The 24,905-nt window shown below is 63.8% G+C and carries 27 protein-coding genes; 10 read left to right on the top strand and 17 right to left on the bottom strand.

The window, feature by feature from the left end; genetic code table 11:
* Nucleotides 1-36: 36 nt before the first annotated feature.
* The 9 genes from NCS67_RS03585 to NCS67_RS03545 form a co-directional block, all read right to left on the bottom strand.
* Entirely contained in the window at nt 37-948 is a 912-nt protein-coding gene (locus NCS67_RS03585; RefSeq protein ID WP_034471304.1) for a YihY/virulence factor BrkB family protein, read from the bottom strand.
* Between the two features lie 116 nt (nt 949-1,064).
* Complete coding sequence (locus NCS67_RS03580) at nt 1,065-1,412, bottom strand: hypothetical protein (RefSeq protein ID WP_008350784.1); 348 nt, start codon at nt 1,410-1,412, stop codon at nt 1,065-1,067.
* Nucleotides 1,413-1,520: 108 nt separating this feature from the next.
* On the bottom strand, nt 1,521-2,975 hold the full coding sequence (gene otsA, locus NCS67_RS03575; protein ID WP_008350786.1) for an alpha,alpha-trehalose-phosphate synthase (UDP-forming): 1,455 nt from the start codon (nt 2,973-2,975) through the stop codon (nt 1,521-1,523).
* Nucleotides 2,976-3,166: 191 nt separating this feature from the next.
* Nucleotides 3,167-3,403 carry a hypothetical protein gene (locus NCS67_RS03570; RefSeq protein ID WP_175981823.1) on the bottom strand — a complete coding sequence of 79 codons (237 nt, stop codon included), beginning with the start codon at nt 3,401-3,403 and terminating at the stop codon, nt 3,167-3,169.
* A 224-nt stretch (nt 3,404-3,627) separates the two neighbouring features.
* Nucleotides 3,628-3,846 (bottom strand): hypothetical protein, encoded by a 219-nt coding sequence (locus tag NCS67_RS03565; RefSeq protein ID WP_008350790.1) that lies wholly within the window; start codon nt 3,844-3,846, stop codon nt 3,628-3,630.
* Between the two features lie 222 nt (nt 3,847-4,068).
* Nucleotides 4,069-5,472, bottom strand: coding sequence for a sigma-54-dependent transcriptional regulator (locus NCS67_RS03560; protein WP_250434237.1), 1,404 nt, complete (start codon nt 5,470-5,472; stop codon nt 4,069-4,071).
* A gap of 323 nt (nt 5,473-5,795) precedes the next feature.
* Nucleotides 5,796-6,029, bottom strand: a complete 234-nt coding sequence (locus NCS67_RS03555) for a hypothetical protein (RefSeq protein ID WP_250434233.1) — start codon at nt 6,027-6,029, stop codon at nt 5,796-5,798.
* Between the two features lie 71 nt (nt 6,030-6,100).
* The gene (locus tag NCS67_RS03550; RefSeq protein ID WP_008350795.1) at nt 6,101-6,418 is read right to left on the bottom strand and encodes an ElaB/YgaM/YqjD family protein; all 318 of its coding nucleotides are present in this window, start codon (nt 6,416-6,418) and stop codon (nt 6,101-6,103) included.
* A 48-nt stretch (nt 6,419-6,466) separates the two neighbouring features.
* Complete coding sequence (locus NCS67_RS03545) at nt 6,467-6,796, bottom strand: hypothetical protein (protein WP_008350796.1); 330 nt, start codon at nt 6,794-6,796, stop codon at nt 6,467-6,469.
* Nucleotides 6,797-7,385: 589 nt separating this feature from the next.
* Between NCS67_RS03545 and NCS67_RS03540 the strand changes: the two genes are divergently transcribed.
* From NCS67_RS03540 to NCS67_RS03530, 3 genes are all read left to right on the top strand, one after another.
* A complete protein-coding gene (locus NCS67_RS03540; RefSeq protein WP_008350797.1) occupies nt 7,386-8,453 on the top strand; it encodes a sigma-54 interaction domain-containing protein in 1,068 nt (355 codons plus the stop codon).
* Nucleotides 8,454-8,747: 294 nt separating this feature from the next.
* Nucleotides 8,748-9,302, top strand: coding sequence for a hypothetical protein (locus NCS67_RS03535; RefSeq protein WP_008350798.1), 555 nt, complete (start codon nt 8,748-8,750; stop codon nt 9,300-9,302).
* Complete coding sequence (locus tag NCS67_RS03530; RefSeq protein ID WP_008350799.1) at nt 9,299-9,823, top strand: hypothetical protein; 525 nt, start codon at nt 9,299-9,301, stop codon at nt 9,821-9,823. The genes NCS67_RS03535 and NCS67_RS03530 overlap by 4 nt, the downstream gene beginning before the upstream one ends.
* A gap of 63 nt (nt 9,824-9,886) precedes the next feature.
* Here NCS67_RS03530 and NCS67_RS03525 read toward each other — a convergent pair whose 3' ends face one another.
* From NCS67_RS03525 to NCS67_RS03510, 4 genes are all read right to left on the bottom strand, one after another.
* Nucleotides 9,887-10,288: a type II toxin-antitoxin system HicB family antitoxin gene (locus NCS67_RS03525; protein ID WP_175981817.1), complete on the bottom strand. Its 402-nt coding sequence runs from the start codon at nt 10,286-10,288 to the stop codon at nt 9,887-9,889.
* An 11-nt stretch (nt 10,289-10,299) separates the two neighbouring features.
* A complete protein-coding gene (locus tag NCS67_RS03520) occupies nt 10,300-10,500 on the bottom strand; it encodes a type II toxin-antitoxin system HicA family toxin (protein WP_074168898.1) in 201 nt (66 codons plus the stop codon).
* Nucleotides 10,501-10,676: 176 nt separating this feature from the next.
* Entirely contained in the window at nt 10,677-12,032 is a 1,356-nt protein-coding gene (locus NCS67_RS03515; RefSeq protein ID WP_033536675.1) for an ABC transporter ATP-binding protein, read from the bottom strand.
* A gap of 12 nt (nt 12,033-12,044) precedes the next feature.
* On the bottom strand, nt 12,045-13,808 hold the full coding sequence (locus NCS67_RS03510) for an ABC transporter permease (RefSeq protein WP_008350803.1): 1,764 nt from the start codon (nt 13,806-13,808) through the stop codon (nt 12,045-12,047).
* Between the two features lie 726 nt (nt 13,809-14,534).
* Here NCS67_RS03510 and NCS67_RS03505 point away from each other — a divergent pair.
* Together NCS67_RS03505 and NCS67_RS03500 are read left to right on the top strand one after the other, a co-directional pair.
* A complete protein-coding gene (locus tag NCS67_RS03505; RefSeq protein ID WP_034471417.1) occupies nt 14,535-16,220 on the top strand; it encodes a sensor domain-containing diguanylate cyclase in 1,686 nt (561 codons plus the stop codon).
* A 120-nt stretch (nt 16,221-16,340) separates the two neighbouring features.
* A complete protein-coding gene (locus NCS67_RS03500; protein WP_008350806.1) occupies nt 16,341-16,604 on the top strand; it encodes a hypothetical protein in 264 nt (87 codons plus the stop codon).
* 31 nt (nt 16,605-16,635) lie between these two features.
* On the opposite strand, the gene NCS67_RS03495 is transcribed toward NCS67_RS03500, so the two are convergent.
* On the bottom strand, nt 16,636-17,976 hold the full coding sequence (locus NCS67_RS03495; protein ID WP_008350808.1) for an ATP-binding protein: 1,341 nt from the start codon (nt 17,974-17,976) through the stop codon (nt 16,636-16,638).
* Nucleotides 17,960-18,682, bottom strand: a complete 723-nt coding sequence (locus NCS67_RS03490; RefSeq protein WP_008350810.1) for a response regulator — start codon at nt 18,680-18,682, stop codon at nt 17,960-17,962. The genes NCS67_RS03495 and NCS67_RS03490 overlap by 17 nt, the downstream gene beginning before the upstream one ends.
* A gap of 245 nt (nt 18,683-18,927) precedes the next feature.
* Between NCS67_RS03490 and NCS67_RS03485 the strand changes: the two genes are divergently transcribed.
* Nucleotides 18,928-19,524 (top strand): Spy/CpxP family protein refolding chaperone, encoded by a 597-nt coding sequence (locus tag NCS67_RS03485; RefSeq protein WP_250434231.1) that lies wholly within the window; start codon nt 18,928-18,930, stop codon nt 19,522-19,524.
* 69 nt (nt 19,525-19,593) lie between these two features.
* On the opposite strand, the gene NCS67_RS03480 is transcribed toward NCS67_RS03485, so the two are convergent.
* The gene (locus NCS67_RS03480; RefSeq protein ID WP_008350815.1) at nt 19,594-20,292 is read right to left on the bottom strand and encodes a pirin family protein; all 699 of its coding nucleotides are present in this window, start codon (nt 20,290-20,292) and stop codon (nt 19,594-19,596) included.
* A 356-nt stretch (nt 20,293-20,648) separates the two neighbouring features.
* Between NCS67_RS03480 and NCS67_RS03475 the strand changes: the two genes are divergently transcribed.
* From NCS67_RS03475 to NCS67_RS03460, 4 genes are all read left to right on the top strand, one after another.
* A complete protein-coding gene (locus NCS67_RS03475; protein ID WP_008350817.1) occupies nt 20,649-21,335 on the top strand; it encodes an ABC transporter permease in 687 nt (228 codons plus the stop codon).
* A gap of 26 nt (nt 21,336-21,361) precedes the next feature.
* Nucleotides 21,362-22,075: an ABC transporter permease gene (locus tag NCS67_RS03470; protein ID WP_008350819.1), complete on the top strand. Its 714-nt coding sequence runs from the start codon at nt 21,362-21,364 to the stop codon at nt 22,073-22,075.
* Nucleotides 22,076-22,100: 25 nt separating this feature from the next.
* Entirely contained in the window at nt 22,101-22,880 is a 780-nt protein-coding gene (locus tag NCS67_RS03465) for an ABC transporter ATP-binding protein (RefSeq protein WP_008350821.1), read from the top strand.
* A gap of 550 nt (nt 22,881-23,430) precedes the next feature.
* Entirely contained in the window at nt 23,431-24,579 is a 1,149-nt protein-coding gene (locus tag NCS67_RS03460; RefSeq protein ID WP_008350822.1) for a porin, read from the top strand.
* A 95-nt stretch (nt 24,580-24,674) separates the two neighbouring features.
* Here the strand turns inward: NCS67_RS03460 and NCS67_RS03455 are convergent, their stop codons facing one another.
* On the bottom strand, nt 24,675-24,875 hold the full coding sequence (locus tag NCS67_RS03455; RefSeq protein WP_250434229.1) for a hypothetical protein: 201 nt from the start codon (nt 24,873-24,875) through the stop codon (nt 24,675-24,677).
* Nucleotides 24,876-24,905: the final 30 nt, after the last annotated feature.

Here is a 24,905-nt window from a genome sequence, read left to right as displayed (position 1 = left end):
GGCCGTCCCTTCGCGGACGGCCTCTTTCATTGATGCTCAACGCCAGCCCGATGCGCGATGCGTGCGCTTCCTCGCCGCCGTCGCCGCTAGCTCCGCGCCTAGCAGAAACACCGCCGCCGAGTAGTACAGCCACATGAGGATGATCGCGAGCGAACCGGCCGCGCCGAACATGTTCGCCGTGCCCGCGTGCGCGAGATAGAACGCGAAGAGGCGCTTGCCGGCTTCGAAAAGCATCGCGGCGGCGGCGGCGCCGAGCGCGGCATCGCGCCAGAGCATGCGCGTCGTCGGCAGGAATTTGAGCAGCACGGTGAAGGCGATCATCAGCACGCCGAGCGATATCGCGCGTCGCGTCAGCCCCGAGAGCACGACGAACGGACTGCCATCGCCCAGCACCCAATGTCCGAGCAACTCGACGAGCGCGTCGAGCACGAGCAGCACCGCGACCAGCAAACCCGAACCGACCACGAGCCCGAACGACATCAGCCGCACGCGCAGCAGCGTGACGATGCTTTCGCGCGTGCTCACGGCGGGCGTCGGCCAGATGACGTTGAGCGCGCTGTGCAGCGACGAGAATGTCGCCGATGCGCCGATCAGCACGCCCGCGAGCGACAGGATCGCCGTGCTGCGCGCGATGTCCGCGTGCCACGCGTTCGCGACGATCGCTTCCAGCGCGTGCGCCGCATCGACGCCGACGACGCCGCTGATTTCGTCGAAGAGCCTGCCTTGCACGGCATCGGCGCCGAAGAAGACGCTCGCCACCGCGATCACGATGACGAGTGTCGGCGCAAGCGAGAACGCGGCGAAGAACGCGATCGCCGCCGAGAACATCAGGCAGTGGTCCTGCGACCATTGCATGACGGGATCGACGATCCACGAAAGCCAGCCGAAGCGCGACGTGCGGCCCGATGCGACGGGCGCGGATTGTGTGGCGGAGACGTCCTGATCCATCGTGAGCGTGACTGGGAGCAATCCGACGATGTTAGCCCCGCGATGCGAAGCGCGTGCAAAAAGCGGCGCGCTCCGTCCGGAGCGCGCCGCTTGCAGTGTGCCTCAGCCGATGCGTGTCAGGATCGGTCGGCTGCGGGGTCGGCGTCCTCGTCGGGGAGATCGCGCGTTTCGTCCTCGATTTCGTCGGGCAGGATGTCGGCATCGGCTTCCAGATTGTTGTCGCCATCCGCCGATGCCGCCTCGCCCGTGCCGAAGCGGTCCGTATCGCTGTTCAGCTCCGCCTCGGACTGCCCGAGCGCGTGGGCGTCGAGCTCGTCCTCGATGTCGCCGGGATAGCGCTTTTCGCCCTGCACGTCGGAGCCGCTATCCGACGAGTCGCTCGGGCCGAGCGCGCCGGTGCCGTGTCCCTTGCCGTATTCCGCGCCGTCGTCTTCGGGCGGGTTCAATGTGCTTCCGCTCATCATGACCTCCTTCGTTCGTGTCCACGATGAATCCGCAAGTCCCGTTCCGCGCGTAAAAAAACCCGCGCTTCTTTCGAAGCGCGGGTTCTCTCTATCGGCGAATCGGAGCGTTCAGGCCTTGGCGGCCGGCCGCTTGGCTTCGGACGCGCCCTGCTTCACGGTCTTGACGGTTTTCTCCGTGACGGAAGTCGCCGTCGCGACGCTGCGCAAGTCCGACAGGAACGAATCGCGCCAGACCGAAAGATTATTCTCGCGCAGCGGCGCCATCATGTCGGCGTGACGCGCCTGGCGTTCGGCGAGCGGCATCGACAATGCGCGCTCCAGCGCTTCGGACATCTGCGACAGATCGAACGGATTGACGACGAGCGCGCCCGGCAACTGGTCCGCCGCGCCCGCGAACTGCGACAGGACGAGCGCGCCCGGATCGGCCGGATCCTGCGACGCGACATATTCCTTCGCGACGAGATTCATGCCGTCGCGCAGCGGCGTCACGTAGCCGACTTGCGAGAGCCGGAACAGCGCCATCAGCAGATTGCGCTCGTATTTGCGGTTGAGATACTGGATCGGCGTCCAGTCGAGCTGCGCGAAACGTCCGTTGATGCGCCCCGCCTCGCCTTCCAGATTCTGTCGAATGCGCTGATAGGTCTGCACGTCCGAGCGCGTCGGCGGCGCGATCTGCACGAGCGATACGCGCCCATGCCAGCCGGGCGCATTCAGCAGCAGGCGCTCGAACGCCTGAAAGCGCTCGACGAGACCCTTCGAGTAGTCGAGACGATCGACGCTCATGATGAGCTTGCGGCCGCGCATGCTGTCACGCAGGCTTTTCACCGGCTTGCGGTTCGAGAACTGCTCGGCGGCCTTGGCGATGGCGTCCGGATAAATGCCGATCGGATACGCGCCCACCTTGAGCATGCGACCGAAGGCCTGAAGCATGCCGTCGTCGTCGTTGTAGTGGCCGCGGCTCGTGCGTTCCACGTAATCGATGAACGACTGCTTGTCGGCATCCGTCTGAAAGCCGACGACGTCGTACTGGCACATCGCCGCGATCAGTTCCTCATGCGGCGGAACCGTACGCATCATCTCCGGCACCGGAAACGGAATATGCAGGAAGAAGCCGATCGGATTCGCGACGCCGAGCTTGCGCAGCTCCTGTGCGAACGGGAGCATGTGATAGTCGTGCACCCAAATGATGTCGTCGGGCTTGAGCAGCGTCTTCAGCTTGGCCGCAAGACTCGCGTTCACGCGCATGTAGCCCGCGTACTCCTCTCGATCGAAGCGCGAGAGGTCGTTGCGATAGTGAAATGTCGGCCACAGGGTGGCGTTCGAGAAACCTCGGTAATACTGGTCGTAATCGCGGCGCGTCAGGCCGACGGTCGCGTAGGTCACTTTTCCGCTGTTCTCCAGAACAGGCGCGCCCGATTCGCCGACGATCTCGCCGCTCCATCCGAACCACACGCCCCCAGTCTCCTTGAGCGCGTCCAGAACGCCGATCGCGAGGCCGCCCGCGCTGGGCTTGCCTTCCTGGATCGGTGCGACGCGATTCGATACCACGATCAATCTGCTCATTACAGCATCACCTCATCAGTTGTCGTTGCATGCTCGAATTGGCGATCAAGGGTATGCAAAAGCTGTGCCTTTTTGTTGGTTTTTGTAAACGAAAGTTTGTATGAAGATGTTACGGACGAACGAAAACACGCGGCGAAGGCGCGCCGCGTAGAAATTTTTGTTCTTTTGCCGGATGCTGCCGCCGGCTGAAATCACGAGTCCTGCTCGGAGCCCAAATCGCGCTGATAGTCGATTCCTTCGCGCCGCACGCCGCCCTGATTGTGTTCGCCATCGGGCGGTACGCCAGGCGCGGGGCGGTTCTGCGAGGCGGGATCGTGTTCGGCGGAAGGTGCGGACGCGCTCTGCGTGCCGGCCGACTTGGCGGCTTCGGCGCGCGCTTCGCGCTTGGAAGAATGACGCGCGGAGCGTCGAAGTGCGGGATGCCTCATGATGCCTCCAGGTAAGAAGGCCGTCGCGATAGTGACGTCGGCGGCGTCGGACCGATGCGCTGCGATGAGCGCGGCTTCAGAAAAAACGACCGGCGACAGAACGTGTCGCCGGTCATCGTTGCGTCATCCGTTGTAATCCCTACGTCCGGGATGGAAACTTATTCAAACCTTGCACGAATTCTGGGCATTGTCCAACGTCTGCGGTTCAACATCGTTCTGACACGCTACTGCACATGCGGCTGATCGCCCGGTCCAGGCGGCGGATCGCCGATCGGCTGCGACGGCGGTTCGGGCGGCTCGCGCGTCGGGTCCGGATTGGTGTCGGGCGGAATCGGCGTGGGCGGCGGCTGGTCCGGCGGCGTCACCGGCGGGTCCGGCGGCTGCGGCGTCTGTGCTTCGAAACGGGCATCGTCGGAAGCGCGGATCGACATGTTGAGTGACATGATGGGCTCCTTGCGGTCTTGTGATCGTACTTTTCCCATCCGCGACACGCACTGGCGCGACTGCGCGGATGTCATTCGATCGGCAGCAAGGGCCATGCCCCTGAGACACATCGGCTACGTTCGCTTCTGAGACATTATCGGCGTAGAAAACGCGCCTGCCAATGAAAAACGCCTGCGGTTTTACAAGCCGCAGGCGTCGATTTGTCTAAAGATACGCGAAGTTCAGGGATTTTCGCTGTCGGAATCGCTTATGTCGCCGCCTTCGCCGACGGCAGCCTTGTTCGCATCCTCGCCGTACTCGACGAGCCGGTTATAGAGCGTTTTCAGGCTGATGCCGAGGATTTCCGCCGCGCGCGTCTTCACGCCGCCGCACTGATCGAGCGTCGCCAGAATGAGCTGACGGTCGGCCTGCGCGAGCGACGTGCCGAACGGAATCGTCACCGCCGTGCCCGCCGACGGCTTCGAAAGCGAAATCTGCAGCGGCACGGTCGCGGTGCTTTCCGAGTCCGACGCCGACATGATGTACGCGCGCTGCACGTAGTTCTTCAGTTCGCGCACGTTGCCGGGCCAGTTGTACGACGCCAGCATCTCGCGGACGGCGGGCGGGAAATCCTTTTTCGTGTTGTACCGGGCGTTCAGTTCGTCGAGAAACGCCTGGCCGAGCAGCTCGACGTCCTTGCCTCGCTCGCGCAGCGGCGGCAGGTTGATCGGGAACACGTTCAGACGGTGATAAAGGTCGAGGCGCAGCTTGCCTTCGAGCACGGCCTGCTCGGGATCGCGATTGGTCGCGGCGATCAGGCGCACGTCCGTCTCGATTTCCTTGGTCGTGCCGACGCGCATGAACATGCCCGTCTCCAGCACGCGCAGCAGTTTCACCTGAAGCTCGATCGGCATTTCGGTGATTTCGTCGAGGAACAGCGTGCCGCCGTTCGCGCGTTCGAAATAACCCTTGTGCTGCCGATCCGCGCCCGTGAACGAGCCGCGCTCGTGGCCGAACATCTCCGATTCGATCAGGTTCGGCGAGATCGCGCCGCAGTTCACCGCGATGAACGAATGCTTGCGGCGCAGCGAGAGCTCGTGCAGCGTCTGCGCGGCGACTTCCTTGCCGGTGCCCGACTCGCCGATGAGCAGCACCGATGCCGCCGTCGGCGCGACGCGGCCGACCTGGTCGTAGACGGTCTGCATGGCAGGTGAATTGCCCAGCATCAGACCGAAGCGCCCCATGCGGCGCAATTCGCCGCGCAAGGTGCCGATTTCCGCTTTCAGGTCGCCGGCGCGCGGCAGGCGCGAAAGGATGGCCTTCACGCGCTGCATGTTGATCGGCTTGACGAGGTAGTCGGCGGCGCCCATCTTGAGCGCGCTGACGGCGGATTCCACCGTCGCGTGTCCCGTAATGACGATGAACTCGACGCCCGAGCGCGGATCGAGATCCTCGAACAGGTCGACGCCCGTGCCATCGGGCAGTTTGAGATCGGTGAATACGACGTCCGGCGTTTGCCGCACGAGCTGGATGCGCGCCTCGCGCAGATCGCTGGCGGTGGCCGTCGTCAATCCGTCTTCGCCGATGATCGCGGCTAGCGCCTCGCGGGTACTGGGATCGTCATCGACAATCAATACGTGTGGCATTGCGTTTCGAATTCTTCCTAAGCGTTTCAGGGTCACACGCCAGGTGGCGGCGTGGTCTTCTCCGCGCGGCGGCGCTGCCGCACGGGCCGGTGCGATTCGCGGTTACGGCCGAAAAAAGATAATCGGCGTCACGCAGAATGCGCGAAAAATAAAATAATTTCCGATTTCTGCACGCTTGATTCGGTCCAAGTAAGTTTTTCCATTTAGGCAACTTATGGCCGAAGTTTCACTGATTATAAGCGTTTATCAAGATGAAAACGCACGCTGGTCCAGCGTGCGTGTGATTGATCGGACCATTAATTCGGCCGAATGTCTGAAGTGAATCAACTCCGCGGAAAATGCCATGCATCGGCGGTGCCGCCGACCGCACCGTGGCCATTTACGGCCTGCCCGCTCGCGCCGGTGGCGGGCGTGAGCACCTTGCCGCCCTCGTCTTCCCAACGGTTCAGATCGCGTGCAGTGCGCCGCCCGGCGTCCTGAGACTGCACCCACTTCCATGCGAGAACGCCGCCTAGCGCGAACAGCGCGCCGAAAATTCCGATTGAAGGCCGTGCCATTTGTGTTCTCTCCTTCGTCTAATGAAAATCGCCGCTGTCAGGAAAGCCGGCCGGAGCGATAAAGCTCTAAATCACCGCGAAACCAGAAGTCCCACCAGAAAACCGACGCCCGCCGCCATGCCGAGCGATTGCCAGGGATTGTCCTTCACGTATTTCTCGGTGCAATCGACGCCTGCGCGGTATCGGCTTTGCGCACTCGCCTGTGCATCTTCGAGCGCGCCGCGCGCCGAATCGACGTGATCGCGCAGACGCGAGCGCAGCGCATCGACGCCCTCGCCTGGCAGCGTCGCCGACAAGCGCAGCAATTCCTCGGCGTCGTTCAGCAGCACCTTGATGTCTTCGATGATCTTTTGCTTGCCCAACGCAAGCTGGACAGTCGTTTGACTCATGGAATGTAGTCCTCGCCCAAGTGGGTTTGTCGGGATCGTCGGCGCGCGTCAGCGCGTTTCGGCGACAGGCACGCCCGCGACGCGGAGGCGCTCGCCCGCCGCGCTCCGCGCGCGCAGGCTGCGCACGACGCCGCTCGCCATCAACGCGCCGCCCATCGCGCCGAACACGAGGCTCGTCACGTTCGCGGCACGCGCGAGTGCTGGCGTGCCCGCCGCATAGCCTAGCACCGCGCACATCAGCGCGGTCACGAGCGCGACAGCGGCCCAGTGATAGATGTCGATCGGCTCGCCGGCCGTGAGTTCCTTCCGGGTCCGGGCCGGCCGCGTGGGAATCGAGCGCGGATGTGCGCCCCCGTCGAAGTTGAAAATGTCTTCCATGATGCGTTGCCTCTCTCGCCCATCCTCGTGTGTGCGCCTCCGAGACCGCGCCCGTCGGCAATTTTTCGAATATGAGTCACGATGTGAGCCCTATCATGCAGCTTTCGTGCCAGATCCGGCGACACCGCGCAGGACTGCCGATGGGAGGCGAACCCGCCGACGATCGGGTAACAATTACGCCGTCGCCTTGTAAATTTTCAGTACGGCAAGGAGAACCTTTCCGGAAGCGCCGCGAGGGCCCGCGCGATGCAGACAAAATGCGCTGAACGGCCGGCCCGCGCATTGCCGCAATGTCGTTGCGAATGGTTAAATAGCGTTTATGAGATAGGTGCGTTTGCAACGAACCGGCTCTGAACAAGCAGCCGATGCAGACGCGCCTGGACCGACGCTCAACCAGGAACGACGCTCACGGATCGCGTGAGTCTCAAGGGCAGCGCGCAAGGGCGCGTCATATGCCGATGCGCGCGGTCATCCACGGTTGCGCCGCTCGCGCGCGCCGAGCCGCGCCAGGCCGACCGCAACCGGAAGCGCCCGCGCGAGTCCGCCGCCCGCCCACTACATACGCAGCACTCAGGAACGATCAGGACACATGGCGTCAACCGATCTGGATCAGCCGCCCGCCGCGGTCGGCGATACACCCGCGCAAAGAAAACGCAACACGGGGGAAGTGCCGGGCTTGAAGTCTTATGGACTGCTCTATGGCTCGTCGCCCGTGATGCAGGAGTTGTACGCGCAAATCGAGCGCGTGGCCGCGACCGATGCGACCGCGCTCATCATCGGCGAGTCGGGCACAGGCAAGGAGCTCGTCGCCCGTACGATTCACGACCACAGCGCGCGCAAGGACGCGCCGTTCATCGCGGTGAACTGCGGTGCGATTCCCGACAATCTCATCGAGGCCGAGCTCTTCGGCCACGAGAAAGGCAGCTTCACGGGCGCGGTGCAGGGACGCATCGGCTATTTCGAGCATGCGAACGGCGGCACGCTCTTCCTCGACGAAGTGACCGAGATGTCGCCCGTGCGCCAGGTCAAGCTGCTGCGCGCGCTGGAAACAGGCACGTTCTTTCGCGTCGGCGGCAACGATCTCATCAGCTCCGATGTGCGCGTGATCGCAGCGACGAACCGCGATCCTGTCGCGGCCGTGAAGGAAAACGGCCTGCGCGAGGATCTCATGTACCGGCTCGCCGTGTTCCCGCTGCGCGCGCCGCCGTTGCGCGAGCGCGATTCGGATCGCGAACTGCTCGCACAGCATTTCCTGTCCGAAATGAACGCGCAGGAAGGCACGAACAAGGTCTTCAGCAAACGCGCGCTCGACGTGCTGCGAACGTATTCGTGGCCGGGCAACGTGCGCGAACTGAAGAACACGGTTTATCGCGCGTTCATTCTGGCGGAGAAGACGGTGGAGATCGCGCATCCGCATCTCGCATCGCGCGTGAAGAAGCCCGTGACGCAAGGCGACGCGATGAACGTCTGGGTCGGCACGCCGCTCGCCGATGCGCAGAAGCAGATCATCCTCGGCACGCTCAAACACTGCGGCGGCGACAAGCGGCGCGCCGCGAAAGCGCTCGGGGTGAGCCTGAAGACTTTGTACAACCGCTTGGGCGCGTACGAAAACGAGGACACCGAGGGCAGCGACGCGTCGTCGAATAGCGAAAGCTGAAGCGTATCCGAGGCGATATCCGCATGACCGGGAAGCGAGCGCAGACATCCGCGCTCGCTTTTTTTTCGCCCTCGGAGCGGTATGTGGATCGAAACGTGCTCTTCACGCTTGCAATTTCTTGCAATTTTCTCAAACCGGTAATTAGAAGCATGCTTCAAAATGCGCGGAGCCCGCGTGCGCGTTTCGTCGCTTCGCGTTGCCGGGCGGTGACTTGAGGGCGGAACCTCAAGTAGATTCGAGCCCCTCGAACCCCGATCGCAAGCGTCGGGAAACGGAAGACGAAGGAAAAGCAACATGCAGATCAGGGTTCATCGGCGCGGGTCGCGTGCCGCCGCGCTCGCCGCGATCGTTTCGGGCGCCATCGCTTGCGTGAGTCTCAGCGGATGCAACTCGCTCTACAGCGAAGGCGCGACGGCCGGCGCCGGTATCGCGGGCGCCGCGGTGGCAAACAGTGTCACCAGCAACGCCGCCGTCGCAACGGGCATCGGCCTCGGCGCGGTCGCCGCCGCGCGCGCGGGCGTGCAGTACACGCAGCGCGTCGCGCATACCTACTCGCAGGATCAGATTGCGACGGTCGCCGGTCCGCTCGCGGTCGGCGCGGTTGCGCCGTGGAAGGCCGTGCATTCAGTGCCGATCGAGGACGACGAAAAAGGCCGCGTGACGGTGAGCCGCACCATCAGCAGCGGCGTGCTCGAATGCAAGGAGATCGTGTTTTCCGTCGATCGCGACGCGACCAAGGACCGCCCCGCCGACAGCGCGTTCTACGTGGCATCGGTTTGCCGCGACGGCAACAAGTGGAAGTGGGCGTCGGCCGAACCGGCTACGCCGCGCTGGGGCGCGCTGCAATGACGCTGTCTTTCGACGTATCTTTTGCGCTGCGTCTTGGGCTCGTCGCTGCCGGCGCGGCCGCGTGCGTGACGATGAGCGGCTGCGCATCGATCGGCGCCGCGACGGGTGCGGTGGCGGGCGTCGCGACCGGCGCGTTCACGACGAACCCGGCTGTGGGCCTGGGCGTCGGCATCGCGGTGCAGGCCGCCACCGACGAACTCGTCGCGCGCACGATGAAATCGCTGCATCAGGATCAGCAGGTCATGATCGCGGTGACGGCGGGCATGTCGCAGGTCGGCGAAACGCGGCCATGGAAGGTCAAGCATACGTTGCCGGTCGAGAACGGCCACGGCGAGGTGCGCGTGCTGCGCGAGTTCAATAGCGCGCTCGCGAGCTGCAAGGAATTCGCGTTTTCGGTCGTCGATGGCGACGATGCGAAAGCGCCCGCCGAGTGGTTCGTCGCTACGGCCTGCCAGCAATCCGAAGGATGGAAATGGGCGTCGGCGGAACCGGCCGTCGAGCGTTGGGGGAATCTGCAGTAGGTTTCCCGCGGCTGGATATCGAACGCGCGGCGCTCGTCACGAGCGCCGCGCTTTTTTGCGGTCTCAGCCGTTCGCGATCGCTTCGAGCGCGACCCGCGCCAGAAAGCCGCTGCGGGTTTCGTGGCGCGCCTCGACGTAGCTGTCGATCTTGCGCAGCACGAATCGCGGCAGGCTGATGTTGATGCGCTCGGGACGCGAGTCGAGCTTCGAGAGATCGACTTCGACGTAGGCCCAGATTGCCGTGGCGAAGTCGGGATCGACGATCAGTTCCTCGATGCTTCGCGACGTGATTTCGACTTCCCCGCCGTCTTCGATAATCGACTCGATGTGGAAGAAGATGGCTTCCCGGGCGTTATGAATCGCTTCGTCGATCGTATCGCCGGCCGAAAAAACGCCGGGCACATTGGGCACGGTCACGCCGTAGCAGCTATCAGGATCCTTGTGAATGGCGAGGGCAAACTCCATGTCCAACTCCGTTACGACGAATACAGACGGTTGAGCAATCCGGCGGCTTTGAGTACCGATCTGACGGTCCCGATCGCCACGTCTTTCTTTGGATGAACCACAGTCACACAACCGGTCTTGGTCCTGTGTCTGAACTGGTGATGACTGCCGCGCGAGCGAACGCGCTCCCACCCGTCATCCAGCAGCATTCGTATCAAGCGCGATGAATCCATCTCGTCTCCGAACGCTGCGTGTGTAGCTTTACACACGCAGCAACACTGTTCAAGACGAAAACGGTACGATTCAACGCACCGCGCGAACATTCAGCCAAACGGCCAACGCGCAAAGAAAAAAAATCGCGGCGCCGTCGCCGGCAACCGCGCTTCGCGTGCTTGCATCCACAGGAAACTCAAGCCTCCACGTCCTCCAGGCTCAGCATCTCGGTCTGATCGTTGTACGAGAAAATTTCCCCGTAGCGGCCCCAGTCGATAACCGCATCGAGCGTTTCCTGCGCGGCCTTGTCGGAGAGAAAGTCCTCCAGTTCCTGCTCGAAGCGCAAGCGCGGCGCGCGATGCCCAGGCCGCTCGTTCAGCACCTTCTTGATCCGCGCCGCCAGCGGCACGTGCCGCAGCAGATGCTCCGCGAACATCATCTTGCGCTCCTGCGTGCCGAACTCCGCGAACACGCGCGCCTGCGGCGTCAGATAGATGTCGCCCTCGCGCACGTCCGCGAAACCGAGATGTTGCAGCACTTCCGCGATCGGGAAGAGATCGTCCACTTCGAGATGCAGCGACCGCGCGATTTCCGGCATGTCCGCGCGGCCGTGGTACGGCTCGGCCGCGAGCGTTTCGATGAGACCCGCCATCAGGTTCGTCGAGACTTCGGGCAGCCAGCTTCCCAACTCCAGCCCCTTCTTCTTCGCTTCGCCCATCTGCCGCGCGGTCATCTTCGCGTAGATATCGTCGACGAGACGCCGGAACGCCGGATCCAGGCGATTGCGCGGATGCTTGAACGGCACCTTGATCTCGGCCATCACGCGGCCCGGATTCGACGACAGCACGAGAATGCGGTCGCACATGAACACCGCTTCCTCGATGTTGTGCGTGACGATCAGCACCGACTTGATCGGCATGCGCCCTTGCGTCCACAAATCGAGCAGGTCGGTGCGCAGGTTTTCGGCGGTAAGCACGTCGAGCGCGGAGAACGGCTCGTCCATCAACAGCAAGGTCGGATCGACGACCAGCGCCCGCGCGAAACCCACGCGCTGACGCATCCCGCCCGACAATTCACGCGGATACGCGTTCTCGAAGCCGTCGAGACCGATCAGGTCGATCGCGGCCAGCGCGCGCTCGCGCCGCTCGCGCGCGGCCACGCCTTGCGCTTCCAGACCCGCTTCCACGTTCTGCAGCACGGTCAGCCACGGAAACAGCGCGAAGGTCTGAAACACCATCGCGACGCCCTTCGCGGGACCGCGCAACGGCTCGTTCAGATAAGTGACTTCGCCGCCCGTCGGCTCGATCAGCCCGGCGATGATGCGCAGAAGTGTCGACTTGCCCGAGCCCGAACGTCCGAGCAACCCGACGATCTCGCCTTCGCGCAGCGAGAGATTCGCATCGTCGAGCACGAGCAGTTCGCCCTGCGTCTTGTTGAAGCCGCGGCTCACGTTCGCGACGCGCAGGATTTCCGCGCCGAGACGCGGCGGCGTGCCCTGGGGTCGCCGCGAGTCTTGCGCAGCGGACGTCTGCGTAGTTTTCAGGTTCTGCATCGGAACTCGTCCTCAATCCAGCCGGAGTCTTGCTTCGGCGTAGGCGTATAGCGGGCGCCACAACAGTCGGTTGAACAGCGTGACGAACAGCGACATCACGGCGATGCCAAGAATGATTTTCGGATAGTCGCCCGCGGCGGTCGTCTGGGCGATATACGCGCCGAGACCATGCGCGACAACCTCCGTCTTGCCCCACGACACCGCTTCCGCGACGATGCTTGCGTTCCACGCGCCGCCCGAAGCGGTGATCGCGCCGGTGATGTAGTAAGGGAAGATGCCGGGGAGCATGCACTTCTTCCACCACTGCCAGCCGCGAATCTGGAAGTTGGTCGCGGCCTCGCGATAATCGTTCGGGTAGGAAGACGCGCCCGCCACCACGTTGAAAAGGATATACCACTGCGTGCCGAGCACGATCAGCGGCGAGAGCCAGATATCCGGGTTCAGATGCCAGCGCACGATCACGACGACGAACACCGGAAACAGCAGGTTCGCCGGGAACGCGGCTAGGAACTGCGCGAGCGGCTGGATCTTCTCGGCGAGCGCCGGGCGCAGGCCGATCAGCACGCCGAGCGGCACCCAGATCACCGAAGCGATCGCGATCAGCACGACCACGCGCAAGAGCGTGATGAAGCCGAGCACGAACACGTGGCCGACTTCGCTCCACGTGACGCCCGTCGCGACGAACGACGCGACCTTCCACACGACGAACACCGTGACTAGCAGCACGGCCGTGCCCCACGCGATATCGCCCGCGCGCGTGGACGGCACCTTCGCGCGCAGCGGCAGGCCGACGTTTTCCAGCGCGCCCTGCAGCGACGGCAGCTTGATCGGCACGCGCGCCGCCTTCGCGAGAATCCAGCCGGCCGGAACCAGCAGACGGTGAATCAGGCGCGTGCGGCGGATCAGGTCGAGCAGCCACGACTTCGGCTCGTCGCCGGAACTCGTGTTCTCCATGCGGAATTTGTCCGCCCACGCGACGAGCGGGCGGAACATCAACTGGTCGTAGGCCAGGATGACGACGGTCATCGCGAGAATCACCCAGCCGATCGCGGAGAGATTGCGCTCGCCGATGGCGGTCGCGAGATACGCGCCGATGCCCGGCAGTACGATCGTGCGGTTGCCGACCGTGATCGCCTCGGAGGCGACCACGAAGAACCAGCCGCCCGACATCGACATCATCATGTTCCAGATGAGGCCCGGCATCGAGAACGGCACTTCGAGCTTCCAGAAGCGCTGCCAGTTGGTGAGATGAAAACCGCGCGACACTTCGTCCAGATCGCGCGGCACCGTGCGCAGCGACTGATAGAAGCTGAACGTCATGTTCCACGCCTGACTCGTGAAGATCGCGAAGATCGCCGCGCATTCGGCGCCGATCACGCGCCCCGGGAACATGGCGAGGAAGAACGTCACCGTGAACGAGATGTAGCCCAGCACCGGCACCGACTGGAGAATGTCGAGAATCGGCACGAGCACGATCGACGCGCGCCGGCTCTTCGCCGCGAGCGTGCCGTAGATCAGCGTGAAAATGAGCGACGCGACCATCGCCAGCAGCATGCGCAAGGTCGTGCGCAACGCGTATTCGGGGAGATTCGCGGGGTCGAGCGAGATCGCCTGGGTCTGCAGGGTCGAGATCGGCGCCAGGGTCTCGTGGAAACCGACTGCGGCGAGCGCGATGATGCAGATGATCATCGGGAACGCGACGAAATCCCAGCGGTTGGGCAGGATCCGCCACGCCGACGCATTCGCCGTGCGATTCAGATTGAAACCAAATTCCATGCAAGGCCCTCCCCGTAAGGCTTTGTTCCGACCGCGCCGGGCGCGGGATGTTGCTTCCGACGGCAGATAACCGTCAGGCGGGCAAGAAGCCTCTGCCCGGCACGACCCCATGCTCAACGCACGGAGCCGCCGAAACGACGACACGTTCAGTTCGCAGCGCGGCGCCAGGCAGTCGCCGCGTCAGACGATCCCCGTTCTGAACCGCGCGACACTACACCAACCCGCGTGACAGGCACAACCTTCATGCGGTCCGGCACGCGAATCATGCGATGTTTCTGTTGCTCTTCGGCACGGCACGGGCAAAATGAAGGGCAGCCCGCGTCGAATGCGCCCGGCGCTCGTGCTTTCGCTTCCTTTCAGTTTGGCTGCGGCTCGCCGCTATTCGACGAAGAAGCGCCAGCGCGTGCGCCCGGCGCGCGTCCGTTGTGTTGGACAGACGTCGCACGCCGTGACATGGCGCTTGATAGGCGGCAAAAAACATCGTCCAATCTGGGCTTATCACAAACAATAATTTGAGCGCCGATGCGATGCGAGACGCCAGATCCGAGCCGAATAACCGCCTGAGCCGCGCCCGCCGCCCCGTTGCGAGCACAAGCCGGAATACGGCAGACATCACGCGCTGCAATCCACACGCCCGCGTCGACCGCCATGTGCACACCGCGCCGAATGGCCGGCATGGCGCATGCGACCTTTGTCTCGCGTGAACCTCCCATGCGCGCGCGTCCGATGAACAAACTCATCCTGCACCGTGTGATCGCGACGCTCGGCATCGCCGCGTTGGCGTGCGCGTGCTGGGTGGCCGCCGGCTTGTTGTCGGACCGAATGGTACAACAGGAGATGACGGCGACGGTGCGTACCGAGCGTCAGATGGCGGGGTCGATCGTCGACAACATGGCGCAGATCATCGCGAGCGATCTGGCGATGTCGCGCGCCATTCCCGCCACGCTCGCGCAGATGGACCTCACGCAGCGCGCGCTCGCGGAGTCGCGGAATTATGCCTCGAACCCGGCCGGGACGGAACTCGAACGCCGCAAGGACTGGACCGCGCGCCCCGCGCTCGAAAAGGTCAATCACTTCCTGCACGACGCGCAGGGCTTCTCCGGCCTCGACTCGATCTGGCTCGTCAACGAGCGCGGCTTCTGCATTGCGTCGAGCAACGCCGCCGACGACGACAGCTTCATCGGCTACGACATGAGCGCCCGGGGCTATGTCGCCCGCGCGCTGCTCGGCGGCTTCGTCGAGATGTACGGCGTCGGGCGGCTGTCCGGCGAGCCGGGCATCTTCATCGCGGCGCCCGCTTACGAAGACGGCATCCTGGTCGGCGCGGTGATCGCCAAAGTGAGCATCGACCGGCTGCGGCACTGGGTGTCGCGCGCCGGCACCTTCGTGACCGATGAAAACGGCGTCGTCGTGATGGCGCACGACGGCCGGCTCGAATACCAGGCGATGCCCAATGCGCCCATCGCGCGCATGACGGAGCGCGAACGCGTCGAGCACTATCGGCGCGAGTCGTTTCCGGAGCTGCGCATCGCGCACATCGGCGAGCAGATGCGCGCCTCGGAGCACTGGCTCGCGCCCGCGCTCGCGCAAACCTTCTACGCCGCGAACGGCAGCAACGTGCCTTCGCTCTACGACGAGCGCACGGGTCTCAATTCGGGACTGTCGGCGCATATCGTGCATCCGCTCACGAGCTGGCCGGAGATCAGCCGCAATCACAGCCGCGACCGCTTCCTCGTGTTCCTGACGATGCTCGGCGTCGTGACGCTCGCGATCGTGATCGCGACGTCGTATTCGCGTGAGCGGCGCCTGCACCGCGCGACCCGCGATCTCGCTGAACAGCTCCAGTCGGCCAATACGCTGCTTTCGGCCGAAGCGCGCCACGACGCGCTCACCGGCGCCCTCTCGCGCCGCTATTTCCTCGACACGCTGCGTCACGAAGTGGAGCTCGCGCGCTCGGTCGGCACCCCGCTGTCGGTGGCGATCGCGGATCTCGATCACTTCAAGCAGATCAACGACCGCTTCGGGCACGCGTCGGGCGATCGCGCGCTGGAGCATTTCGTCGAAGTGTGCCGTGCGCAGCTTCGTCCGAGCGATGCGATCGGGCGGCTCGGCGGCGAGGAATTCGGCATCCTGCTGCCGCAAACCCCGCTCGCCGACGCGCACGCCGTGCTCGAGCGCCTGCGGAAGCGCTTCCATCACGAGCACTGCGCGCATCTGCCGGACGACGCGGCGCTGTCGGTATCCATCGGCATCACGGAGCTCGCGCCCGACGACGCGCTCGAATGGATTCTCTCGCGCGCCGACCTCGCGCTTTACGAGGCGAAATCGCGCGGGCGCGACCGCAGCGAAGTGCGCCCCGCCGATCCCGGCCCGTCCACCCGGCATCCCGAAGACACGCTGGCCGGCAAGTAGCCGGCCGAACCGGCGCGTCGAGTCACCGCACGGTCATGCGCGTGCCGCGACGCGCACGCATCGCGCAGGTATCATCGATGTTCGAAATCGAATGCCGCTGGCGTGAATCGGGAGGATTGCATGAAGGGAAATCTGGTCATCGTGTGCCGGGATCAGGACGCAGAAACGTTCGACCATCTGCTCGCCGAGTACGGCTCTTTTCAGACGCGGCTATCGTCGACGACGTGGTTCCTGAAGATCGATCTCGCGCCCGAGGTGATTCAGGAGGAGATTCTCTCGCGCCTCGGCAAGTACACGACGCACTACATCTTCGAGGCGTCGACGGTGACGTACAACACGGTGGACAGCGAAGCGGCGTCCGCGCTCGAAACCCTGTTCGACTGACGCCGCTCCGCCTCTCTGACCGAGCGCGCCGTTACAGCGCGCGCTCTTCGTGCTGCGACCCGGCGCGGCGCTCCTGCACCGGCCGCGTGGCGCTGTCGAACGGAAAGGTCATCGTGACCTGCAATCCGCCGTCGGCACGATTGCCGATCTCGCACTCGCCGCCCGCACGTCGCGCGAGCCGCTCCACGATCGCGAGTCCGAGCCCGCTGTGGCCGCTGCCGCCGCGCGCCGGATCGAGCCGCACGAAAGGCCGGCTCGCCTTGATGAGATCGTCCGGCGCGATGCCCTTGCCGTGATCGGACACCGACAATACCCAGCCCTTGGCTTCCCGCCGCGTCTCGATGACGACCGGCGGCGCGCCGTATGCATGGGCGTTATCCAGCAGATTCGACAACAACCGGTCCAGCGACGCCGCCGGCAGCGCGAAAGCGGGCCCCGCTTCGAGCTTCAGGCGGATCGGCTGCGCGTCCGGCGACACCGCGCGATAGGCCCGCGCGATCCGCTCGCACTGCTCGTCGACGGGAACCGGCTCGCTGCCGTCCGGGCGGTCGTGCGCGAACACGAGGAACTGGTCGACGATATGCGCCATCGAATCGACATCGCGCACGACGCCGTCGCGCATTTTGTCGTCGTCCATCATTTCGGCGCGCAGACGCAGGCGCGCGAGCGGCGTCTTCAGATCGTGCGCGACGCCTGCAAGCATGACGGCGCGATCGTTCTCCGTCTGCGAGACCTCGCGGACCATCTGATTGAAGCCGTGCGTGAGCTGCCGCAATTCGCGCGGACCGCGCTCCGGCACGGGCGGCGTCGGCTGGCCGCGTCCGAAGCGCCCGACCGCCTGCGCGAGCGCGCGCAGTGGCGACTGCAGCTGCCACGCGCCGAAAAGCGCGGCGAGCACGGCGGTCGAAAAGATCAGCGCGAGCCAGACGAGCATGCGGTCGCGCGAGCGCGGCGGACGCAGCGGCTGCACCGGCACGACGACCCAGCCTGCGTCCTTCGCGCCGTGCACCCAGACGCTCGGCGGGCCGCCGGGCTCGTTGAGACGCACGTCGGTGCCGTCGGGCAGACGGTCTTTCAGATCCTCGACAAAGCGCTGCAGCGGCGGCGGCGTGCCCTCGTCGGGCTGCTTCGGCACGTCCGGGCTATCGAGCGCCACGAGGCGCACGCGCGGCGGCAGCGGTTGATCCGGCGTATTGGCGATGTGCTGGCGCACCGCCTCGACCAGGAACACGGCCTCCTCGACGGCGAAGCGCGTCTGCACGTTATCGCGCTCGAAGCGGATGATCGCGAACCACGCGACATGCGACAACACCAACATGCCGATGACGATGACGACCAGCCGGCCGAACAGCGTGTCAATTGCCCGGCGCATTTTGCTCGCCGTCCGGCACGAACACGTAACCGCGTCCGCGCACCGTCTGGATGAAGCGCGGCGCCGACGGATCGGTTTCCAGGATGCGGCGCAGGCGCCACACCTGCACGTCGATGCCGCGATCGGTGCCGTCGTACTCCGGACCGTGGAGCAGTTCGAGCAGGCGCTCGCGCGTGAGCGTGCGCATCGGGTTGTTCACGAAAATTTTCAGAAGCGCGAATTCGCTGCCCGACAGCGTGAGCGGCCTGTCGTCCTGTTGCAGCGTGCGCGACTGGAAGTCGAGCCTGAAGCGGCCGAACGAATACGGTTCGCGCTGCTCCGGCGCGGCGGACGGAATCGTGCGGCGGCGGCGCAGCACGGCCTGCACCCGCGCGAGCAGTTCGCGCGGATTGAACGGCTTGCCGAGGTAATCGTCCGCGCCGAGTTCGAGGCCGACGATGCGGTCAACGTCGTCCGCGCGTGCGGTCAGCATGATGACGGGGATGTCGTCGCCGGATGCGCGCAATGCTTTGAGCGCGGTCAGCCCGTCGACGCCCGGCATCATCAGGTCGAGCACGATGAGATCGGGCCGCTCGCGTTCGATGCGGCGTTCGAGACCGCCGGCGTCATGCAGCACCGATACCTCGATGCCCTGCCGGACCAGATAGTCGCGCAAAAGGTCGCGCAGTTCGGCGTCGTCGTCGACGACAAGTATTTGCGTAGTCATGGAATGGAGTTTAGCGCGTGCGTCAGACCTCGATTGATGACAGGCCTGCCATAAGGGTTACGGGGTGTTACGACGAAAGCGAGGCGTAAACCTGCGTAACAAGCCTAAACCATGCCGTAACACGCCGTGCACCGCGACCCCCTACGCTGTGTCTCACCGACAAGCGCGAGACCTCCACGCATCAACCCGTACGTCGATGCAGGTTTCGCGGCTTCGGCTTCGAAAACAATCAAGGGAGTACCAAGATGGCCAAGCAATATCGCATCCTCACCGCCGCCGCTGCCGCAATCGCGCTGACGTTCGGCACGGCCTACGCCGCGACGAACGACGCGCCGCCCCCGCCGCCTCCGGGCGGTCCGGCCATGATGGGCGGCCCCGGCGGTCACGGCGCCCACCGCATGGAAATGCGGATGCAGAAGCAGCTGGACGAACTGCACGGCCAGTTGAAGCTGAACGCGGATCAGGAAAAGCTGTGGCAGACCGCGCTCACGACGATGAAGCAGAATCGTCAGGCGATGCGCGAAAGCTTCAGGCAGATGCACGATCAGATGAAGTCGATGGAAAACCAGCCGATCCTCGACCTGAACGCGATGCACGCCGCGCATCAGAAGATCGAGCAGCAGAACGAGCAGTTGCGCGAGCAGACCGCGACCGCGTGGTTGAACTTCTATAACGCGCTGAACGACCAGCAGAAGACGACGGTCAGCACGGCGCTGAAGAAGCACTTCGCGAAGATGCGCGAGCACGAGCAGAAGATGCACGAGCGCTGGGGCAAGCACCGCGGCGGCCCGGACGGCGCACCGGGCGCGGCGGCGGGCGCATCCGCCACGGCCAAGCCGTAAGCCGTCTCGGCGCATGAAAGAAGGCCGCGGAGCATGCGCTCCGCGGCCTTCTTTACATCAGTGGAACGATCAGGCGAGGTCGAACAGCAGCACTTCCGCGTTATCGCCCTTCTCGATCGTCACCTTCGACACGTCTTCGAGCTTCACGGCGTCGCCCGCGCCGAGCGCTTCGCCGTTGACCGTCACCGCGCCGCGCGCCACATGCACATACACGCGGCGGCCCGCCGGCACGTCGAAGTCCGCGCGCTCGTCGCCGTCGAAAAGTCCCGCGAAGATGCGCGCGTTCGCGCCGATCTTCACCGAACCGTCGGTGCCTTCCGGCGATGCGATCACCCGCAGGCGGCCGCGCTTTTCATCGTCGGCGAAGCGCTTTTCCTCATACCCGGGCGCGCCGCCCGGCGCATCCGGAATGATCCAGATTTGCAGGAAGTGCGCGGTGTCCGTCGGCGAACCGTTGAATTCGCTGTGGCGCACGCCGGTGCCGGCGCTCATGCGCTGGACATCGCCGGGACGGATCGTCGAGCCGTTGCCCATGCTGTCGCGATGCGCGAGCGCGCCCTCGAGCACGTAGCTCACGATTTCCATATCGCGATGGCCATGCGCGCCGAAGCCCTGTCCGCCCGCGACGCGGTCCTCGTTGATCACGCGCAGCGCGCCGAAGTGCATGTGCTCGGGATCGTAGTAATCGGCGAAGGAGAAGCTGTGATACGAGTCGAGCCAGCCGTGGTTGGCGTGACCCCGTTCGTTGCTGCGGCGAATCTCGATCATGGTATTTGCTCCCGCCCAAGGCGTTGTTTTGCGATGGAGAGAATGTAAGGGCGACGCCCTTCCGAAACAACGCGCGCCACGGCACTACATCGTTCCGCTGATGCATGTAATCGGACACATCCTGCTTCGAACTCGCGCCCTGGCCGGCTTCGGGTAAAATACCGCGCTTTTCCGGGCGGCGACGGGTTGGGAACGCCCGCGAGACGCCGGGAACGCGCCGCGATGCGCCGGAAAAACGCATCGGAAACGTTGGCAGGGTTAGCAGCAGCGGCTGCTCGCAATTTTGGCCATCTAGAATACCGACCGCCGCGCTCGTCACACTCCATGCACGTCAGGCACCTTACCAAGGAATCACCATGTTGCAAGGCTACGGTCCGCTGATCCTCGCGGGCACCTGGCAGACCGTCAAGCTGGCGGTGCTGTCGCTCGTGTTCGCCTTCGTGATCGGCCTGATCGGCGCGGCGGCGAAGCTGTCGAAGAACCGCGTCGCGTCGGGCGTCGGCACCGTCTACACGACGCTCATCCGCGGCGTGCCCGATCTCGTGCTGATGCTGCTGCTCTTCTACAGCATCCAGATCTGGCTGAATCTCTTCACCGACGCGATGGGCTGGGATCAGATCGACATCGATCCGTTCCTCGCCGGCATTCTGGTGCTCGGCTTCATCTACGGCGCGTATTTCACCGAAACCTTCCGCGGCGCGTTTCTTTCCGTGCCGCGCGGCCAGCTCGAAGCGGGCGCGGCCTACGGCATGACGCCGTGGCAGACCTTCGCGCGCATCATGTTTCCGCAGATGATGCGTTTCGCGCTGCCGGGCATCGGCAACAACTGGCAGGTAATGGTCAAGGCGACGGCGCTCGTGTCGATTATCGGTCTCGCGGACGTCGTCAAGGCCTCGCAGGACGCGGGCAAGGGCACGCTGCGTTTCTTCTTCTTCACGCTGCTCGCGGGCGCGATCTATCTCGCGATCACCACGATCTCGAATCTCGTGCTGATCTGGCTGGAGCGGCGCTATTCCATCGGCGTGCGCAAGGCCGACCTCTAATCGGTCCATTAAGGGCGGCAGGGATCATGATCGAAATCATCCAGGAATACTGGAAGAATTACCTCTTCACCGACGGCTACCGCATCACCGGTCTCGCGATCACGATGTGGCTGCTCGTCATCTCCATCGGCCTCGGCTTTTGTCTTTCGGTGCCGCTCGCGGTCGCGCGGGTGTCGAAGAACAAGCTGCTCTCGCGTTCGGTGTGGCTCTATACCTACGTGTTTCGCGGCACGCCGCTCTATGTGCAATTGCTGCTCTGCTACACGGGCCTGTATAGCCTCCAGGTCGTGCGCGATCACATGCTGCTTTCCGAGTTCTTCAGAAGCGGGATGAACTGCACGCTGCTCGCGTTCACGCTGAATACGTGCGCCTACACCACCGAGATTTTCGCCGGCGCGATCAAGGCGACGCCCTACGGCGAAATCGAAGCCGCGCGCGCGTATGGCATGTCGAGCTTCACGCTGTATCGGCGCGTGATTCTTCCGTCGGCGTTGCGGCGCGCGCTGCCTTACTACAGCAACGAAGTCATTCTGATGCTGCACGCGACCACCGTCGCGTTCACGGCGACCGTGCCGGACATCCTCAAGATCGCGCGCGATGTCAACTCGGCGACGTATCAGTCGTTCGAGGCGTTCGGCCTCGCCGCCCTGCTCTACCTCTGCATTTCGTTCGCGCTCGTGTGGCTGTTCCGCCGCGCCGAGCATCGCTGGCTCGCTTATTTGCGGCCGCAAGGCAAATAAGTTCACCGCCGCTCAAGGACCGTTCATGATTTCCCAGCAGCACAAGCTTTTCGTCGATGACATTCACAAGCAGTACGGCAGCAACGAAGTTCTCAAGGGCGTGTCGCTGAAGGCGAAGGCCGGCGACGTCATCAGCATCATCGGGTCGTCGGGCTCGGGCAAGAGCACGATGCTGCGCTGTATCAACTTTCTCGAACAGCCGAATCAGGGGCGCATCTTCGTCGACGGGAAAGAAGTCCGCACGATGAAGGACAAGACCGGCGCGCTGAAGGCGGCGGACGCGCAGCAATTGCGGCAGGTTCGCTCGAAACTGTCGATGGTCTTCCAGCACTTCAATCTCTGGTCGCACATGAACGTGCTGGAGAACGTGATCGAGGCGCCCGTCAACGTGCTCGGACTTTCGCGGAAAGAAGCGGAGGAGCGCGCGCGTACCTATCTGGAGAAAGTCGGGCTCGCGCCGCGCGTGGAGAAGCAGTACCCGTCGCATCTGTCGGGCGGACAGCAGCAGCGCGTGGCCATCGCGCGGGCGCTCGCGATGCATCCCGATGTCATGCTCTTCGACGAGCCGACCTCCGCGCTCGATCCGGAGCTCGTCGGCGAAGTGCTGAAGGTGATGCAGACGCTCGCCGAGGAAGGCCGCACGATGATCGTCGTCACGCACGAGATGGCGTTCGCGCGCAACGTGTCGAACCATGTGGTGTTTCTGCATCAGGGGCGCATCGAGGAAGAAGGCCATCCGGATGCCGTGTTCGGCAACACGAAGAGCGAGCGCCTGAAGCAGTTTCTGTCGGGCAGCCTGAAGTAAGCGATCGCTGCCGGAAGCAGCCTTCCACTCCAAAAAAAGCGTCCGTGAGGCGCTTTTTTTACGCCCGCCCGCAAGGCTTTAGACCTCTTTCGCGCCCTGACTCGACCTAGCGCCGCGGCGAGCGCGCGTCAATAGGCGACAAACCTGACCCCGAAACTTACATGCCGCTGAAGCCCTGATGGAATAAGGCTTTGCGGCGTATTTCCCATCCTGTGGGTCGACTGCCTAGCACATGGGCATTGCATTTTTGACACAAACGGTCGGCGATCGTCATTTTTCTTTGGCGACCATAACGTAATTTGTTAAATTGGTAACGAAAGTACCAAAACGAAGTACACAAAAAGTAGTTTTACTTCAAAAGTCCAAAAGAAACTGAGGAACGGCACCGATCGACGGATCGGGGTCAGATTCGCGCCCACGACGTGCGAATCGTCACTAGCACTACAGCCCGCGCGTGTCCTTCCTCTGAAAACATTTTCGGTTGGGTGCGCTCGCATCGAACCACACAGCAGCACTTGGGTTCTATTTCTTGACAGGGTTGGAGGAGATGATGAAGAAAGCTTTGCTCGCGTCGGCAGCACTGCTGGCGTTCAGCGCGGGGGCGCACGCTCAGAGCAGCGTGACGCTGTATGGCCGCCTGGACGCGGGGCTCGAATACATGAACGGTGTGCCGACCGGTCCGGCCGGCGCGCCCGCCACCGGCTCTTCGCACCGCTTCAAGGCGGAAAGCGGCGATTGGGGCACGAGCTTGTGGGGTTTGAAGGGCGTCGAAGATCTGGGCGGCGGCTATCGCGCCGTGTTCCAGTTGGAAGGCAGCTTCAACACCATGACGGGTCAAGGCCCGGGCGGCGGCGGCCTCTTCAATCGCTGGGCGACGGTCGGTATCGCGAACAATCAGTTCGGTACGCTGTTGCTGGGTCGTGAACTCTTCATCGCCAACGGCGTATGGGACTTCGATCCGTTCGGTCAGTCGAACTGGTCGTCCGCATCGCTGGTGCGTGGCCGCAACTGGCCGCAGTCGAGCAACAACATTTCGTACCAGTCGCCGAAGTTCGCGGGCTTCGACTTCTACGGTCAGTACTCGCTCTCGAACGCGACGAACTGGAACGGTAACGGCACGACGCCGCAAGGCCGCGAAGCGGGCGCGTACATCACGTACACGACGCCCCTCTTCCAGATTCGCGGTATGTACGACGAAATCCGCAACCCGGCAAACGGTACGCTCGGCGGCGCGTACAACCCGATCGACGGCGGCTCGGGCGGCAACGGCGTCTATGCGTACTCGCGCGAGTACACGGCGATGTTCAACCTGTTCCTCGGTCAGTTCAAGGTACAGGGCGCTTATCAGGCAATCCGCAGCTCGGGCATGACGGGCCAGTTGCCCGGCCAGCCGACCACGCTCGATCACGAATGGGGCGGCGTGACGTGGCAAGCCACGCCGGCAGCAGCGCTGATCGCGGCGGTGTACCACGTCAACGGCAACAACGGCGCGGGTAACGCGACCATCTACACGGTCGGCGGCTCGTACAACCTGTCCAAGCGCACGCTGCTCGACCTGCAGGTTGCGACGGTGCAGAACAGCAAGGCCGCGAACTACGGTCTGAACGCCAACAACTATGGCTCGGCTGCTTCGACGGACAACCCGTTCCCTGGCCACAGCCAGACGGGCGTGTACGCAGGTATCCAGCACTCGTTCTAAGCAACGGGTCTGACAGAAAAGTCTTTTAGAAGGTTTTCACGCTGCTGCGAGAGGCGCGTATCGGTGCGGTGCCCGAAAGGGTATCGCACCGTTTTTTATTGGATCGCGAGACTTTCGGGCGTTTGCAGTTGGGCATAACGAACGTCGATGCCGACGGTATCCTGCCCGCGCACGACATTTGTCAACTCGGCAACTAAAACTACAAAACCGGGCATCCGACAAACTAGTTCTACTTCACAATCCCTCCGAATTCGAGAAATGACGCGGATCGCGGCGTGATCGCGATGCTTCGTCATGCACATGTTTTCTTTGACAGCGTTTTGGAG

This window comes from Caballeronia sp. ATUFL_F2_KS9A, from assembly GCF_023630765.1.
Taxonomy (GTDB): Bacteria; Pseudomonadota; Gammaproteobacteria; order Burkholderiales; family Burkholderiaceae; genus Caballeronia; species Caballeronia zhejiangensis.
The sequence above is the reverse complement of the archived record's forward strand: the minus strand, read 5'-3'. Positions and strand labels throughout refer to the sequence as shown.

Excerpts from the sequence above, each read along its gene's own strand:
- NCS67_RS03585 (WP_034471304.1), bottom strand. The coding sequence starts at position 948 with ATGGATCAGGACGTCTCCGCCACACAATCCGCGCCCGTCGCATCGGGC.
- NCS67_RS03580 (WP_008350784.1), bottom strand. The coding sequence starts at position 1,412 with ATGATGAGCGGAAGCACATTGAACCCGCCCGAAGACGACGGCGCGGAA.
- otsA (WP_008350786.1), bottom strand. The coding sequence starts at position 2,975 with ATGAGCAGATTGATCGTGGTATCGAATCGCGTCGCACCGATCCAGGAA.
- NCS67_RS03570 (WP_175981823.1), bottom strand. The coding sequence starts at position 3,403 with ATGAGGCATCCCGCACTTCGACGCTCCGCGCGTCATTCTTCCAAGCGC.
- NCS67_RS03565 (WP_008350790.1), bottom strand. The coding sequence starts at position 3,846 with ATGTCACTCAACATGTCGATCCGCGCTTCCGACGATGCCCGTTTCGAA.
- NCS67_RS03560 (WP_250434237.1), bottom strand. The coding sequence starts at position 5,472 with ATGCCACACGTATTGATTGTCGATGACGATCCCAGTACCCGCGAGGCG.
- NCS67_RS03555 (WP_250434233.1), bottom strand. The coding sequence starts at position 6,029 with ATGGCACGGCCTTCAATCGGAATTTTCGGCGCGCTGTTCGCGCTAGGC.
- NCS67_RS03550 (WP_008350795.1), bottom strand. The coding sequence starts at position 6,418 with ATGAGTCAAACGACTGTCCAGCTTGCGTTGGGCAAGCAAAAGATCATC.
- NCS67_RS03545 (WP_008350796.1), bottom strand. The coding sequence starts at position 6,796 with ATGGAAGACATTTTCAACTTCGACGGGGGCGCACATCCGCGCTCGATT.
- NCS67_RS03540 (WP_008350797.1), top strand. The coding sequence starts at position 7,386 with ATGGCGTCAACCGATCTGGATCAGCCGCCCGCCGCGGTCGGCGATACA.
- NCS67_RS03535 (WP_008350798.1), top strand. The coding sequence starts at position 8,748 with ATGCAGATCAGGGTTCATCGGCGCGGGTCGCGTGCCGCCGCGCTCGCC.
- NCS67_RS03530 (WP_008350799.1), top strand. The coding sequence starts at position 9,299 with ATGACGCTGTCTTTCGACGTATCTTTTGCGCTGCGTCTTGGGCTCGTC.
- NCS67_RS03525 (WP_175981817.1), bottom strand. The coding sequence starts at position 10,288 with ATGGAGTTTGCCCTCGCCATTCACAAGGATCCTGATAGCTGCTACGGC.
- NCS67_RS03520 (WP_074168898.1), bottom strand. The coding sequence starts at position 10,500 with ATGGATTCATCGCGCTTGATACGAATGCTGCTGGATGACGGGTGGGAG.
- NCS67_RS03515 (WP_033536675.1), bottom strand. The coding sequence starts at position 12,032 with ATGCAGAACCTGAAAACTACGCAGACGTCCGCTGCGCAAGACTCGCGG.
- NCS67_RS03510 (WP_008350803.1), bottom strand. The coding sequence starts at position 13,808 with ATGGAATTTGGTTTCAATCTGAATCGCACGGCGAATGCGTCGGCGTGG.
- NCS67_RS03505 (WP_034471417.1), top strand. The coding sequence starts at position 14,535 with ATGAACAAACTCATCCTGCACCGTGTGATCGCGACGCTCGGCATCGCC.
- NCS67_RS03500 (WP_008350806.1), top strand. The coding sequence starts at position 16,341 with ATGAAGGGAAATCTGGTCATCGTGTGCCGGGATCAGGACGCAGAAACG.
- NCS67_RS03495 (WP_008350808.1), bottom strand. The coding sequence starts at position 17,976 with ATGCGCCGGGCAATTGACACGCTGTTCGGCCGGCTGGTCGTCATCGTC.
- NCS67_RS03490 (WP_008350810.1), bottom strand. The coding sequence starts at position 18,682 with ATGACTACGCAAATACTTGTCGTCGACGACGACGCCGAACTGCGCGAC.
- NCS67_RS03485 (WP_250434231.1), top strand. The coding sequence starts at position 18,928 with ATGGCCAAGCAATATCGCATCCTCACCGCCGCCGCTGCCGCAATCGCG.
- NCS67_RS03480 (WP_008350815.1), bottom strand. The coding sequence starts at position 20,292 with ATGATCGAGATTCGCCGCAGCAACGAACGGGGTCACGCCAACCACGGC.
- NCS67_RS03475 (WP_008350817.1), top strand. The coding sequence starts at position 20,649 with ATGTTGCAAGGCTACGGTCCGCTGATCCTCGCGGGCACCTGGCAGACC.
- NCS67_RS03470 (WP_008350819.1), top strand. The coding sequence starts at position 21,362 with ATGATCGAAATCATCCAGGAATACTGGAAGAATTACCTCTTCACCGAC.
- NCS67_RS03465 (WP_008350821.1), top strand. The coding sequence starts at position 22,101 with ATGATTTCCCAGCAGCACAAGCTTTTCGTCGATGACATTCACAAGCAG.
- NCS67_RS03460 (WP_008350822.1), top strand. The coding sequence starts at position 23,431 with ATGAAGAAAGCTTTGCTCGCGTCGGCAGCACTGCTGGCGTTCAGCGCG.
- NCS67_RS03455 (WP_250434229.1), bottom strand. The coding sequence starts at position 24,875 with ATGACGAAGCATCGCGATCACGCCGCGATCCGCGTCATTTCTCGAATT.